Genomic DNA, 14,035 nt, shown 5'->3' on the forward strand with positions numbered 1-14,035 from the left:
ACGGCATTATTAAAGAGATTCAGGATATGCTGCAATTTATCCTCCGACGATTGGGGCTTGTGATCCCCACGTTTATCGGTATTACATTACTCACATTTGCTTTTGTCCATATGATCCCTGGGGATCCAGTCATGATCATGGCGGGCGAAAGAGGGTTATCCCCCGAAAGACACGCCTATCTAATGGCTGAATTAGGGCTCGATCAGCCACTTTGGAAACAATACCTGCATTATATCAATGGCATATTTCATGGCGATTTAGGGATTTCCCTAAAAAGTCGCATTGGCGTATGGGAAGAATTTGTTCCACGCTTTTTAGCAACTGTCGAATTAGCCACCTGTGCCATGATTTTCGCGATTTCTGTTGGCATCCCTGTTGGGGTATTAGCCGCAGTTAAACGCGGGTCGATTTTTGACCACACCGCGATTGGACTTTCCTTAACAGGTTATTCAATGCCGATTTTCTGGTGGGGGATCATGCTCATCATGTTAGTGTCGGTACAGCTTGACTTGACGCCTGTTGCAGGGCGGGTAAGTGACACAGTTTTCCTTGATGATTCACAACCACTTACGGGTTTTATGCTTATTGATACCCTAATTTGGGGGGAAAGCGGTGATTTTGTTGATGCGTTAGAACACCTTATCTTGCCATCCATTGTATTGGGGACGATCCCATTAGCCGTTATTGTGCGAATGACACGTTCTTCCATGTTGGAAGTATTGGGTGAAGACTACATCCGTACCGCACGAGCGAAAGGCTTAGGCCGTGCAAGGGTTATCCTTATTCATGCTTTACGTAATGCTTTGTTGCCAGTGGTCACCGTGATTGGCTTACAGGTTGGGGTTATGCTAGCGGGGGCTATTTTGACCGAAACCATTTTCTCATGGCCAGGGCTAGGCCGTTGGTTAATCGAAGGGCTACAACGCCGTGATTACCCTGTTGTTCAAGGTGGTGTGTTGCTTGTTGCCACATTGATTATCTTCGTTAACTTAGTGGTCGACGTGCTGTACGGCATTGTAAACCCAAGAATTCGTCATAAGAAATAAGGAGCGCTAAATGTCTCAATCTACTGAGCCAACCGTTGTCAGCGCCCCACAGCCGATGACACCGTTACAAGAATTTTGGCACTATTTTAAACGCAACAAAGGGGCAGTTGTTGGGATGTTTTACATCATCCTGATGGTGCTAATCGCGATTTTTGCAGGAGTACTCGCCCCTCATGCTCCAGATGAACAATTCCGTGACTTTTTACTTGCCCCACCAGTTTGGCAAGAGGGCGGAACGTGGCAATTTATTTTAGGCACCGATGACGTTGGGCGCGATTTATTATCTCGCTTGATGTATGGCGCCCGTTTATCACTGCTAGTTGGTTGCCTTGTGGTTGTGCTTTCACTGATCATGGGGGTAACAATTGGTGTGATTGCGGGTTACTTTGGTGGTGTCGTTGATGCGCTGATTATGCGTGTTGTTGATATCATGTTGGCGTTGCCAAGCCTGTTATTGGCCTTAGTGCTAGTGGCTATTTTTGGCCCTTCTATTGTGAATGCTTCTATTGCATTGACATTCGTGGCATTGCCTCACTATATCCGTTTGACGCGTGCAGCCGTTTTGGTCGAAGTAAACCGTGATTATGTGACCGCTTCACGTGTTGCTGGTGCAGGGGCTATTCGTCAGATGTTTGTCAATATTTTACCTAACTGCCTCGCGCCCTTGATTGTTCAGGCATCGTTAGGGTTTTCGAATGCTATTTTAGATATGGCTGCTTTGGGTTTCCTTGGTATGGGGGCTCAACCTCCAACGCCAGAGTGGGGAACAATGCTGTCTGATGTGTTGCAGTTTGCACAGAGCGCATGGTGGGTCGTGACGTTCCCAGGATTAGCAATTTTATTAACTGTATTAGCGTTTAACCTGATGGGCGATGGTTTGCGTGATGCATTTGATCCAAAACTCAAGCAGTGATGAGGTAATTTAATGGCACTGTTAAATGTAGAACAACTTTCGGTACATTTCGGCGACGACAAAGCTCCGTTTCGCGCCGTTGATCGGATCAGCTATAGCGTTGAAAAAGGCCAAGTCGTCGGGATTGTTGGCGAGTCAGGTTCAGGAAAATCGGTTAGCTCTTTAGCCATTATGGGGTTAATTGACTATCCTGGAAAAGTGATGGCGGACTCATTAAAGTTTGATGGCCGTGATTTATTGTCTATCCCTGAGAAAGAGCGCCGACAAATTGTCGGTGCCGATGTTGCGATGATTTTCCAAGATCCGATGACCAGCTTGAACCCGTGCTTTACAGTGGGTTATCAAATCATGGAAGCATTAAAAGTTCATCAAGGTGGTAATAAAGGTACTCGTAAGCAACGAGCGATTGATCTACTTGATATGGTGGGGATCCCTGATCCTGAATCACGCTTGGATGTGTATCCGCACCAGTTATCGGGTGGGATGAGCCAACGAGTGATGATTGCGATGGCGATTGCCTGTCGTCCTAAGTTATTGATTGCAGATGAGCCAACAACCGCACTGGATGTGACGATTCAAGCACAGATTATTGAATTACTGTTGGAGTTACAACAGCAAGAAAATATGGCTCTGGTGCTGATTACTCACGACCTTGCATTGGTTGCTGAAGCCGCTCACCACATTATCGTGATGTATGCAGGGCAAGTTGTCGAGTCAGCAAAAGCGAGTGATATCTTTAAACATCCTCGTCACCCTTATACACAGGCGCTATTACGTGCGCTCCCTGAATTTGCGACGAATAAATCACGTTTAGCTTCACTCCCAGGCGTAGTTCCTGGTAAATATGACAGGCCAACGGGTTGCTTGCTCAATCCGCGTTGCCCGTATGCCACAGAGAAATGCCGCCAAGAAGAGCCAATGTTACAAACCGTTGGTGATCGCCAAGTTAAATGCCATATGCCGCTTGATGATATGGGGAGGCCAACACTATGAGTGACAAACATGCAGCACCACTGCTAAAAGCCGTGGACTTGAAAAAGTATTATTCCGTCAAAAAAGGTGTGTTTGGTGCAGAAAAAACGCTAAAAGCACTGGATGGCGTTTCATTTGAGCTCGAAAGGGGCAAAACATTAGCCGTTGTAGGTGAGTCGGGTTGTGGTAAATCCACATTAGGCCGCTTGCTGACGATGATTGAGCAACCTTCAGATGGCGAGTTGTATTACCAAGATCAAAACCTGTTAGTTAAAGATAAATCAGCTGAAAAATTACGTCGTCAAAAAATTCAAATCGTCTTCCAAAACCCGTATGGGTCTTTGAATCCACGTAAAAAAGTGGGACAAATATTGGAAGAGCCATTAGTGATTAATACATCGCTTTCGAAAGAAGAGCGGAAAGAAAAAGTATTATCGATGATGGCTAAAGTCGGTTTGAAAACAGAGCATTATAGCCGTTATCCGCATATGTTTTCAGGTGGTCAGCGTCAACGGATTGCAATTGCACGCGGTTTGATGCTTGACCCTGATATTGTGGTGGCTGATGAGCCTGTCTCTGCGCTAGATGTGTCTGTACGTGCTCAAGTGTTAAATTTAATGATGGATCTTCAACAGGATTTAGGCTTGTCTTATGTGTTTATTTCCCATGATTTATCCGTGGTGGAACACATTGCCGATGAGGTGATGGTGATGTATTTGGGGCGTTGTGTGGAAAAAGGGACGAAAGAGCAGATTTTTAACAATCCTCTGCACCCTTATACACAAGCTTTACTTTCGGCAACCCCAAGGCTGAACCCAGATTCACGTCGTGAACGCATTAAATTAACGGGAGAATTGCCAAGTCCGTTGAACCCACCTCCTGGCTGTGCTTTTGCTGCACGTTGCCGCCGTGCATTTAGCCAATGTACACAATTTCAACCGACACTGAAAGAATATGACCAGCAGCTTGTCGCATGTTTTGCTGTCGATGAAGACGAAAAACACACGATTGTTGTAAGTTAAATTTTTGAATGGCAGAAAGTCCCTCTTTCTGCCATTTTATTTGTGGAGTTAGTGCATAATTCTCTTCGAGCTGTATCTTATCTTAAATATCCAATCTTTCTTTTTAAATTACTCTTTTGCAGATAAAATCAAGTATACTGACAGATGTTTTTCGTTCTTCTTTAAAAAGCGACTTGATTAGGAAGGTTGTGGCCAAATGAATACGCAAGTCCAACGCTCACTAACATTAAAAAGTATGGTTGCATTTTTTGCGATTACATTACTCTCACTTGCGCTTTTTTTAGCTATTCAATTCAGTTACTTACTAGAGCAGCGCAAGCAGGATTACTTGGGTCAGCTCAGTAATGCTGTTGTGCAAATTCAAAAACCATTAACAGATTCTCTGCTAAGCTCAGATCTTAACGAAGCGAAAAAGTTGCTTGTGAGCTTAAAAACCTCTGGCATTATGGGAAAAGCGATAGTTACTGTTGATGATGCTACCGTCATGAATTTAAGTTTTGCGACGCCAAAGCCGATACCTGAATGGGTAGAGTATATTGTGGGCATTCCTGTGGAAATGACAGTGCCATTATATGCTTATGGCAATGTTGTGCTACAAGCCAAGCCTCAAGGCTATTTGACCTTACAGGTAGATTCGAACCGAGTTTATCGATTTGCACTAAATACGCTTGCTTTAATGACGACCACTTATTTGTTGTTGGTATTGATTATCGCAATTGCGATGACCTGGTGTGTTAGTCGTATGATTGTTAGGCCATTACGTAAAATAGCGATTGAATTGCAAACTAATGAATCGGTAAATCAAGTCACCGTATCTAGCTATCATCACGATGATGAGCTTGGTTTATTGGCAAAAGGTTATAATCGTCAAAGAAAACAACAAAATTCAGACTAAGCCATGAACATGCTTTCAGCTTTATGGTCTAATATCGTTAGAGTGGTGGCAATGAAAGATTGGATAAAGCCATACGATATCGTTTAACCCAGTAAGTTCGCGTTTTTCGTTAACTTATTCGTTGTAATTTGCGGTTAAATATAAAGATATAAAACACATAGGGGTTTACATGCAGGGCTTGAAAGTTCGGTATATTATCAGTGTTGTATTACTGTCAGTTGCGCAATTTGCGCAGGCTGAACCGTTACAACCCGATCCAGCATGGCAGCAAGGAAAGCTAGAAAATGGCTTTAGCTGGCAATTATTACAAACACCACAGCGCCCGAATGACCGTATTCAGCTCAGGTTAGCCATTAAAGCAGGTTCATTATCAGAAAAAGCGAGTGAAAAAGGTTATAGCTATTTAATCCCTAAAATGGCGCTACTTCACCAAACAGAAGCATTTCCGACGGCGACTTTACAAGAGTTTTGGCGACAGGCGACCGATCCAGATATGCCAATTCCTCCTGCCGTGGTTTCTTATGACTACACGATTTACAGCTTAAGTTTACCGAACAACCGTCCTGATTTAATTAAACAGGCGCTGAGTTGGCTGTCAACATCAGTAGCAGGTGCAACATACACAGAAGCAGCATTGCACAATGGGCTAGAAGCTCAAAATGTGCCTGTTGCAACGCTACCATTAAATGCGAATGATCCCGTTTGGCGTGCGCGTTTGAAGGGTTCAGCCATGATGGGATATGACCCAGGCCAGAAACCTAGTGGGAATGTTGATCTCGCAGGTGTGAATGATTTTTACCAAAAATGGTACACGCCAGATGTGATGACACTCTATGTGGCGGGGCATGTGGATTCACGGATGTTGTCCGATACAATCTCACAAACTTTCTCTGGGCTGCAAGGAAGACGTTCAGAACCTGTTTCTGTGGCGGTATTATCCACCGTTAAGCCGCAGTCTATTGATATCCTGCAGGATCAACCAGCACAAGATACCCTGTCTTTAATTTGGGATATTGATTGGTTACCAATTAATGATTCAAACATTTTATTGCGTTATTGGGCGAGTGATTTAGCGCGTGAAGCAGTTTACCGTACGTTACAAAAATCATTTAACCAAAAATTCAATCAAGATGAAGTTGTCCCTGGTTTAGATTGCCGAGTGCAATATCAAAAAGCGACTTGTACGCTTACCGTTACAGCAGCGCCAGAAAAAATGGCTGCAGTAACAGACCTTGTAGCGAGTGAACTGGCAGCAATTAATCAAAACGGGATTTCACCTGAGTTGTTCGATGAGATGATCAAAGAAAAACAGGTGCAGTTGTCTCAGTTGTTTGCTGCGTATGCACGCACCAGTACGGATGTTCTGATTAGCCAGCGTTTGATTTCCCAGCAAAATGGTGTTGTGGATATCGCACCAGAGCAATATCAACGCTTAAGGCAGGCTTTTTTAGCTGCACAAAGCCTTGAGCAAGTGAATATGGAAGCGAGACGTTTGCTGTCCCAAGAGGCTGCTTTTGTTTTAGCACAGCCTAAAGATAAGCAAACCATGGATGCAGAACAAATTCGCCAGAAATTCAATAAAGTCCTTTGGCCGAAAATTCCTACAACTCCAGAGCCAACTCCAGTTGCGCCAGCAACTCCAGCTGCCCAATAATCGATAAAAAGATAGCCTGCGTAAATACACAGGCTATCTTTGAGGTTGTTGACAAAGCAGGATAAAAGCGTGGTTTTTCCTGCTTTGTGTTATCAGCCAAAAATCAATGAATTGATTTTTCTCGTTTATTTTCAAAACCAATCCAACCTGCAGTCAAACCTAATCGGTTTGTCAGCAGTCTGAAATATAGCCTGCGCAAATACACAGGCTATCTTTCTTCCCAATAATTATTGTTCAGTTAATAATGTTTCAATCACGCTAATCAGTGTGTCTCTTGATTCTTTGTCATCCACAAAGCCCGCAGCACTGGTTTTTGTTGCTGGTGAATAGTAGGCCACAGACCCCCAAAAACCTAAATGCGAATAAAGGGTTATACCGTTAACTTCACTCGCCATAATACCCAAGCGATAGCTTTCGGCATCTTTATGGGAACCGACACTTAACATAGTTTTTAGCGTTTCGTGTGAATCAAAAACTTGCCCTTCAAATAAGGCTTCTAAAAATTGGGCCATTTGTTTGGCTGACATAATCAACCCGCCGCCGCCATAGACATCCATAGAGGCATGAATATGCGTCCCTTCAAACTTACCAAGGTATTGTTTTGCCCTTGGCGATGCACTTTGTGGTGGTTGTTCTAAATATTCCCAGTAAGCACTTTCTAGGCCGATTTTATCAAACTTGAGTAATTCTCGAACAGCTTGACCAAGGGATTGTCCTGTTATTCGCTCGATAATATCGCCGAGTAGAATGTATCCAGTATCTGAATAAATAAAAGACTCTGAGGGGGCGATAAAGGGGAACTGCTTACGTACATACATCTCAACTTGTTCAAGGCGGCTCCATTGGTAATCTGGGCGCTTTATAACCTCTTTAAGGTAATCTGCATCAGCGTGGTCGAGTAACCCGCTACTGTGGTTGAGTAAATGGCGAACGGTGATTTGTTGGGTGTTGTATTGAGTACTCAGTAATGAATCATATTGTGGGTCAATCAGCTTGGAAATAGCATCATCAATATTAATTTTTCCCATTTCAGCTAAACGTAAAATTGCCGCAGCGGTAAAGGTTTTTGTATTACTCGCTATGCGTAATGGGGTATCGACGGTAAGCGGAGCGTTATCCAGTGATGCACCTCTGGCACAAAATGTACCAACGCTTTTTTTAAGTTGGTTATGGTAGTAGAGAGCTACCCCGCAGGATAAGTTTTCCAGTTGTGGTATTACGTTTGTCATCAAAAGTCCTTATCAGGCCGTCAATTGGGAATTTCCCATATTACCCATTACGCGAAGACGTGATGCACGCTTTAAATGCGCTAAATGCGGGTACGTGGTAATTCTCACGATAAATCAACAGAGTGTTACAGGTGGTGATTGGAATACGGCCTAATCGCAATGGCGAAATTGGCATCGACTCGATAAGGTGTTTGGGTAATAGTGCGACACAGCTTCCCGCAGTGACGCAAGCAATCATGGCGTGGTAAGAATTCATCTCCTGAATATTCCAGTCTAAATTAGCGGGGATCCCCAACCACTGCTCGGCAATATTGCGATAACTGCATCCTTGGGTAAATGCGGCGAGTGAACGAGTCTTAATATCAGCATTATGGCGAGCACTGTGGTCGTGTTCAGGGAGTAACAATTGCAATTCTTCCTGCCAAATAGCCTCTGTTTTAATACCCATTTGTGAAAACTGACTAGGCTCATAGAGTGAAGAAGGTAGGGCAACAAAAGCACAATCCAGTTTTCCTGTATGCACTTGCTCAAGGAGCGATAGAGAAGACCCCGTGCGTAATAATAATCGCGTGGTTGGGTTTTGTTGGTGAAATTGCGCTAGTGGTAAAGGTAACCGACAAGCCGCTGTACTTTCCATACTCCCAATTCGTAATTGTCCACCATCTTGGCCACCGCTTATCACATGGCGAGCTTCTTCTTCTAATGCGAGCAGGCGCTGCGCATAATCAAGAAATTGCCTACCTGCTTCGGAAAGCTCAAGGCGTTTATTTTGACGGATAAAAAGTGACTCGCCCAAATCCGCTTCCAATTGTTGGATTCGGGTGGTGATATTTGATGGCACGCGGCCTAACCGAGTCGCCGCACGCGTAATGCTGAGCTCGACGGCAACAGTGCAAAATATTTTTAGAGATTCAGAGTTCATTTTCTTTTTATGTGAATATTATGCTATGTTTATTCTTTAAATAAGAACATAAAGTGTACCCTGACATTGAGACAAAGGAAAGATAATGAATAACTCAAATGCATTTCTACAGCGCTTAGGTTTACGCTATCCCATCATTCAAGCACCGATGGCGGTTGTTTCAACACCTGCATTGGCTGCTGCGGTTTCAGAAGCAGGTGGTTTGGGGTCATTAGCGTTAGGGGCCAGTTCTGTTGAACAAGCTCGGCAATTGATTACACAAACGAAAGCCCTAACAGACAAAGCGTTTAATGTGAATGTATTTTGCCATCTAACGCCCAAACGCAGCCAAGCAAATGAACAAGAATGGGTTGATTATTTATCACCACAATTCTCGCAATTTAATGCGCAGCCGCCTGAACAATTGGGTGAAATTTACCTCTCATTTCTCGACAATCCCGACATGTTGGCTTTGTTCCTTGAAATGAAGCCACCAGTAGTCAGTTTTCACTTCAATGTGCCATCAGCCGAGGTTGTTAGTCAGTTAAAAGCCCAGGGGATTTATACCATGGCTGCGGCAACCAATCTGCAAGAAGCTCAGGCGATTGAAAAAGTAGGTATTGATGCGATAGTTGCACAGGGGATTGAAGCAGGTGGTCATCGTGGGATGTTTGATGTAAAAGCGCCTGATGATGAACTTACTACGCAAGCGCTGGTGAAATTATTGTCACAGCATACCCATCTGCCAATTATCGCTACGGGTGGGATTATGAATGGCCAAGATATCAAAGCCGCATTAGGCAATGGTGCGGCAGCCGCACAGCTTGGCACCGCATTTTTGTTATGTCCTGAGTCTGCGACGAATGCGGGCTATCGTGCAAAATTAAAACAGCAAACAACAGATAATACCGCGTTAACATCGGCGATTTCTGGACGTCCAGCTCGTGGAATTATAAATTCGTTTATGGAAGCAGGAAAAAAATATGAACCGAGTAAATTGCCAGATTACCCAATCGCCTATGATGTGGGTAAGCAGCTGAATGCTGCCGCGACAAAAGCAGGGAGTGACGAATTTGCGGCTCACTGGGCAGGCCAAAATGTGGCGAAGGTACGTGAATTGCCTGCCGCTGAACTAGTCGAGATACTGGCTAAAGAGTTACAAACGTCGTTTGATTAGGCAAATCAGGGGGATAGTTCCCCCTGATTAAATGATTAGAGTGTGGCTTCTTGTTGTGAGCCTTTGGGTTCGTCCGTCGCAATCCATGCGGCACAAAATAAGGTTAAGCGAGCAAAGAAGTAGAAGAACGCCATTAGACCCAGCACAGAACCAAATGCGGCACCTGAAGGTGATGACGCCAAATTTGGTAAAATCCACGTCATTACTGATTTAATAATTTCAAAGCCAATCGCGGCTAATAGTGTGCCTTTGAACAAGGAACGGCGGCGGTGTTGCATGCGTGGTAGGATCCAAAATATCCATAAAAACAACAGGAAGTTTGCTGTGATGGATATTCCTAAACCGATTAACGTCCACGCTGGTTTTAGCCACTCAATACCATCTAAGCCCAGTGTGCTGACGATGGTGGCTTGAGCTGAACCTGCAACGGATGTCAGGGTAATGGTGACAATCAGCGCAATTAATAGGCCAATTAAAGCAAAAAAATCACGAATGTAGCGGAAAACGATATTTTCTTGTTCATCTTCATTTCGTTCCCAAACAGGCCTTGATTGCGCCAAAATCGCTAACCGTAAGTTATTCACCCAGTTAACGCCTGAATACACGGCTAGTGCCAAACCTGTTAAACCAACTGTTGTCCGCTGGCGAATTGCGGTATCAATTGTTCTTTCTAATGTATTGGCGAGAGTAGGGTCAGTAATATTGGCAGAGATGCTGCGAACCAGTTTTTCAAGGAGTTCAGGATTACTGGCTAACACAAAACCTGCGGCAGCAAAGGAGAACATCAATACAGGAATTAACGAGAGAAAAGAAAAGTAGGTGATTGCGGCGCCAAACTGGTTGCCCATGCGGTCAGTAAAACGCTGTGCGGTACGAATTAAATGTGCAATAAAAGGGATTGCGGTAACAAAATTCACCACACGCATAGAAAAAGTGAGCGCTTTTTTACTGCCATCGAGGCTTTTTGTCAGTGTCGCTTTCAGTTTATTGGTTTCTTTTTGTTCGTCTTCCTGCCTATCTGACATTGATGTCCCTCTTATTTTTACTGCTAAATTAGTGCAGTATTTCGAGCAATTTGCTGTTTATTAACGATAACCTGCCATTACTATAGCGTAAATTTATGGATAACTTTACTCCAATGCCGATTTTTCAATGAAAACAGGCATTGAAGTGCGGTTAATAATGAAATGAGAAAGACTAAAGTGCGTCTTTGTAGGTTTGTAATTCGGCTTGTGCTTGTTTTAATTCTTCTTGTGCTTCAGCTAATTTGCGCTCACGTTTTTCGATTTTACTGCGGTCATTGCCCTTTATTTTTTCTTCTTGTAACTCTGCTTCGCGCTCTTGGACTTTTTCGGTTTTTTCTGCGACATCTTTTTGACTATCACGGTATAAAGATTCAGGTGTGCAATAACGGTTTACATTGTTTAACGCCTGTTCTAAACCATTAACACGATATTGGTTACCATGTTGTTTGGCATATTTAATTTGTTCTTCGATATTTTGTTTTTTAATTTCACAGCCATTTTGGCCTTTAGCCGCCATTGCTGAAGTGCTAGTAAAAAAAACAGCAGAAATTGCGGTGATGATGAGTAACTTTTTCATTTTTTTTCCCTTAAATGTGTCAAAATTTGTGTTTAGGATAGCGTTTTATCGCATTTAGGTCATGCGGATTTTACTGATTTTATGACTGTGACAATTATGACCAAATTTCGCTATAATGGCGCACAAGAATCAATACGGCCTATTTTTTATTCAAAAAGGCGCTCTTTTACGCATTTATTTAATAGTAACCACAATGGTGGTTAGTGTTGAATTTCCTCAGGAAATAAACGTTACATGTTAAGTTATCGTCATAGCTTTCACGCAGGCAACCATGCTGATGTGTTAAAACACACAGTACAGAGCTTGATCATCGAATCTTTGAAAGAGAAAGAAAAACCGTTTTTATATTTAGATACGCACTCAGGAGCGGGTCGTTATCAATTAACGGGTGAACATGCAGAAAAAACCGGTGAATACCTCGACGGAATTGCACGTATTTGGGCGCAGCCGGATTTACCTGAAGAATTACTGCCGTATATGAATATCGTGCGTCGCCTTAATGACGGCGGGCGTTTACGTTATTATCCGGGTTCGCCGTTATTAGCCAAATTTTTATTACGCGAACACGATAAACTGGTATTAACTGAATTACACACCAGCGACTATCCTTTATTACGTGGTGAGTTTTTGAAAGATAGGCGTGCGCAAGTTTCACGGGAAGATGGCTATCAACAGTTGAAATCAAAATTACCTCCGCACAGCCGCCGTGGTTTTGCTTTGATGGATCCGCCCTATGAGATGAAATCAGATTATGAAGCGGTCGTGAAAGCGGTTGCGGAAGGGTATAAACGCTTCGCAACAGGCACTTATGCAATTTGGTACCCAGTGGTATTGCGCCAGCAAATTAAGCGCATGGTCAACCAATTAGAAGCGACAGGCATTCGTAAAATTCTACAAATTGAGTTAGCTGTGCGTCCTGATAGCGACCAGCGCGGTATGACGGCATCAGGAATGATTGTTATTAATCCACCTTGGAAACTTGAACAGCAAATGAAAAATGTGCTGCCGTGGTTGCATAAAACGCTGGTTCCAGAAGGTACAGGACACACGTTAGTTGAGTGGATTGTGCCTGAGTAATTCACCTAATCAATAGGCCATACCAATTGAAATAACAGGCATGGACTATCGTAAATCGCTATTTATCTCATGACAATGGATAGCGACCTGCGAGAAAATGAACAAATAAGTCATTCAATAAATGGGAATAACCAAATTATGAGCAAACATTACGACTATATTGCAATTGGTGGCGGAAGCGGTGGTATTGCATCGATGAACCGTGCGGCGATGTATGGACAAAAATGTGCCTTAATTGAGGCGAAAGCATTAGGCGGAACATGCGTTAACGTCGGCTGTGTGCCGAAAAAAGTGATGTGGCATGCGGCGCAGATTTCAGAAGCCATTCGCAACTATGGTCCTGATTATGGTTTCGACACTACCATCAACCGTTTTGATTGGAAAACCTTAATTGAGAGTCGTACTGCTTATATTGATCGTATTCACCAATCCTATGACCGTGTATTAGGGAATAATAAAGTGGATGTGATCAGCGGTTTTGCGCGTTTTGTGGATGCGCATACTGTTGAAGTGGATGGTGAAACCTATACTGCCGATCATATTTTGATTGCAACAGGTGGTCGTCCTGTGATCCCTGCGATCCCAGGTGCAGAGTACGGCATGACTTCCGATGGTTTCTTCGAACTGGCAGATTTACCAAAACGCGTGGCGGTTGTTGGCGCGGGTTATATTGCCGTTGAACTGGCGGGTGTATTAAATGGTTTAGGGGCTGAAGCGCATTTATTTGTCCGTAAACATGCGCCATTGCGTTCATTTGACCCACTGATTGTCGAAACGCTGGTGGAAGTGATGAACACCGAAGGGCCAAAACTGCACACTGAATCAATTCCAAAAGAAGTGGTGAAAAATGCCGATGGTTCATTGACGTTGAAATTGGAAAACGGCCATCAACAGACTGTCGATGCATTAATTTGGGCTATTGGTCGTGAGCCAATGACAGATAACCTGAATATTGAAGCAACAGGTGTCGCGTTAAATGAAAAAGGCTACATCAAGGTCGATAAATACCAAAACACTAACGTTGCAGGTGTTTATGCGGTTGGTGATAACACGGGTGCAGTGGAATTAACACCAGTGGCGGTAGCCGCAGGGCGTCGTTTATCTGAGCGCTTGTTTAATAACAAGCCAGATGAGCACTTAGATTACAGTAATATCCCGACTGTTGTATTCTCGCATCCGCCAATTGGTACTGTCGGTTTAACCGAGCCAGAAGCCGTTGAAAAATACGGTGCAGACAATGTGAAAAGCTATAAATCATCGTTTACGGCGATGTATACCGCAGTGACTTCCCATCGCCAACCTTGCCGCATGAAGTTAGTTTGTGTTGGTGAAGATGAAAAGATTGTCGGAATTCATGGTATTGGTTTCGGTATGGATGAAATTCTTCAAGGTTTTGCGGTCGCATTAAAAATGGGCGCAACTAAGAAAGACTTTGATAATACCGTTGCCATTCACCCAACAGCGGCAGAAGAGTTTGTGACGATGCGCTAAGCATTTTTTCGTCTAAAATCAAAGGCTAAGTTCAGATGAACTTAGCCTTTTTTGAT

Annotated in this window: 13 protein-coding genes; 9 read left to right on the top strand and 4 right to left on the bottom strand. The window is 43.6% G+C overall.

All coding sequences use genetic code 11. The features are described from left to right. The first annotated feature begins 26 nt into the window (after positions 1-26). From dppB to PR808_RS06135, 6 genes are all read left to right on the top strand, one after another. Complete coding sequence (dppB, locus tag PR808_RS06110) at positions 27-1,046, top strand: dipeptide ABC transporter permease DppB (protein ID WP_206084845.1); 1,020 nt, start codon at positions 27-29, stop codon at positions 1,044-1,046. Between the two features lie 10 nt (positions 1,047-1,056). Continuing rightward, entirely contained in the window at positions 1,057-1,959 is a 903-nt protein-coding gene (dppC, locus tag PR808_RS06115) for a dipeptide ABC transporter permease DppC (protein WP_206084844.1), read from the top strand. Between the two features lie 12 nt (positions 1,960-1,971). Then, positions 1,972-2,952, top strand: coding sequence for a dipeptide ABC transporter ATP-binding protein (gene dppD / locus PR808_RS06120; RefSeq protein ID WP_206084843.1), 981 nt, complete (start codon positions 1,972-1,974; stop codon positions 2,950-2,952). Beyond that, entirely contained in the window at positions 2,949-3,953 is a 1,005-nt protein-coding gene (gene dppF / locus PR808_RS06125; RefSeq protein ID WP_206084842.1) for a dipeptide ABC transporter ATP-binding subunit DppF, read from the top strand. Before dppD ends, dppF begins: the two co-directional genes overlap by 4 nt. Positions 3,954-4,149: 196 nt before the next feature. After that, the gene (locus tag PR808_RS06130) at positions 4,150-4,848 is read left to right on the top strand and encodes a HAMP domain-containing protein (RefSeq protein WP_206084841.1); all 699 of its coding nucleotides are present in this window, start codon (positions 4,150-4,152) and stop codon (positions 4,846-4,848) included. 169 nt (positions 4,849-5,017) lie between these two features. Then, positions 5,018-6,502 carry a M16 family metallopeptidase gene (locus PR808_RS06135; protein ID WP_206084840.1) on the top strand — a complete coding sequence of 495 codons (1,485 nt, stop codon included), beginning with the start codon at positions 5,018-5,020 and terminating at the stop codon, positions 6,500-6,502. A gap of 227 nt (positions 6,503-6,729) precedes the next feature. On the opposite strand, the gene PR808_RS06140 is transcribed toward PR808_RS06135, so the two are convergent. Further along, on the bottom strand, positions 6,730-7,731 hold the full coding sequence (locus PR808_RS06140) for a serine hydrolase domain-containing protein (protein ID WP_272538934.1): 1,002 nt from the start codon (positions 7,729-7,731) through the stop codon (positions 6,730-6,732). Positions 7,732-7,771: 40 nt separating this feature from the next. Beyond that, on the bottom strand, positions 7,772-8,653 hold the full coding sequence (locus PR808_RS06145) for a LysR family transcriptional regulator (RefSeq protein ID WP_206084838.1): 882 nt from the start codon (positions 8,651-8,653) through the stop codon (positions 7,772-7,774). An 85-nt stretch (positions 8,654-8,738) separates the two neighbouring features. Here PR808_RS06145 and PR808_RS06150 point away from each other — a divergent pair, with 85 nt between their 5' ends. Continuing rightward, complete coding sequence (locus PR808_RS06150) at positions 8,739-9,809, top strand: NAD(P)H-dependent flavin oxidoreductase (RefSeq protein WP_206084837.1); 1,071 nt, start codon at positions 8,739-8,741, stop codon at positions 9,807-9,809. 35 nt (positions 9,810-9,844) lie between these two features. On the opposite strand, the gene yhjD is transcribed toward PR808_RS06150, so the two are convergent. Then, the gene (gene yhjD, locus PR808_RS06155; RefSeq protein WP_206084836.1) at positions 9,845-10,834 is read right to left on the bottom strand and encodes an inner membrane protein YhjD; all 990 of its coding nucleotides are present in this window, start codon (positions 10,832-10,834) and stop codon (positions 9,845-9,847) included. Between the two features lie 172 nt (positions 10,835-11,006). Further along, positions 11,007-11,411 (bottom strand): DUF1090 domain-containing protein, encoded by a 405-nt coding sequence (locus PR808_RS06160; RefSeq protein WP_272538935.1) that lies wholly within the window; start codon positions 11,409-11,411, stop codon positions 11,007-11,009. A 234-nt stretch (positions 11,412-11,645) separates the two neighbouring features. On the opposite strand from PR808_RS06160, the gene PR808_RS06165 reads away from it, so the two are divergent. After that, entirely contained in the window at positions 11,646-12,488 is an 843-nt protein-coding gene (locus PR808_RS06165; RefSeq protein ID WP_272538936.1) for a 23S rRNA (adenine(2030)-N(6))-methyltransferase RlmJ, read from the top strand. Positions 12,489-12,626: 138 nt separating this feature from the next. Continuing rightward, positions 12,627-13,979: a glutathione-disulfide reductase gene (gene gorA / locus PR808_RS06170; RefSeq protein ID WP_272538937.1), complete on the top strand. Its 1,353-nt coding sequence runs from the start codon at positions 12,627-12,629 to the stop codon at positions 13,977-13,979. Positions 13,980-14,035: the final 56 nt, after the last annotated feature.

It is taken from the genome of Providencia sp. PROV197, assembly GCF_028479625.1.
Lineage (GTDB): Bacteria > Pseudomonadota > Gammaproteobacteria > Enterobacterales > Enterobacteriaceae > Providencia > Providencia vermicola.

Coding starts and splice junctions, on each gene's coding strand:
- PR808_RS06150 (WP_206084837.1), top strand. CDS start 8,739: ATGAATAACTCAAATGCATTTCTACAGCGCTTAGGTTTACGCTATCCC.
- gorA (WP_272538937.1), top strand. CDS start 12,627: ATGAGCAAACATTACGACTATATTGCAATTGGTGGCGGAAGCGGTGGT.
- PR808_RS06145 (WP_206084838.1), bottom strand. CDS start 8,653: ATGAACTCTGAATCTCTAAAAATATTTTGCACTGTTGCCGTCGAGCTC.
- PR808_RS06130 (WP_206084841.1), top strand. CDS start 4,150: ATGAATACGCAAGTCCAACGCTCACTAACATTAAAAAGTATGGTTGCA.
- PR808_RS06135 (WP_206084840.1), top strand. CDS start 5,018: ATGCAGGGCTTGAAAGTTCGGTATATTATCAGTGTTGTATTACTGTCA.
- dppB (WP_206084845.1), top strand. CDS start 27: ATGCTGCAATTTATCCTCCGACGATTGGGGCTTGTGATCCCCACGTTT.
- yhjD (WP_206084836.1), bottom strand. CDS start 10,834: ATGTCAGATAGGCAGGAAGACGAACAAAAAGAAACCAATAAACTGAAA.
- PR808_RS06165 (WP_272538936.1), top strand. CDS start 11,646: ATGTTAAGTTATCGTCATAGCTTTCACGCAGGCAACCATGCTGATGTG.
- dppD (WP_206084843.1), top strand. CDS start 1,972: ATGGCACTGTTAAATGTAGAACAACTTTCGGTACATTTCGGCGACGAC.
- dppF (WP_206084842.1), top strand. CDS start 2,949: ATGAGTGACAAACATGCAGCACCACTGCTAAAAGCCGTGGACTTGAAA.
- PR808_RS06160 (WP_272538935.1), bottom strand. CDS start 11,411: ATGAAAAAGTTACTCATCATCACCGCAATTTCTGCTGTTTTTTTTACT.
- PR808_RS06140 (WP_272538934.1), bottom strand. CDS start 7,731: ATGACAAACGTAATACCACAACTGGAAAACTTATCCTGCGGGGTAGCT.
- dppC (WP_206084844.1), top strand. CDS start 1,057: ATGTCTCAATCTACTGAGCCAACCGTTGTCAGCGCCCCACAGCCGATG.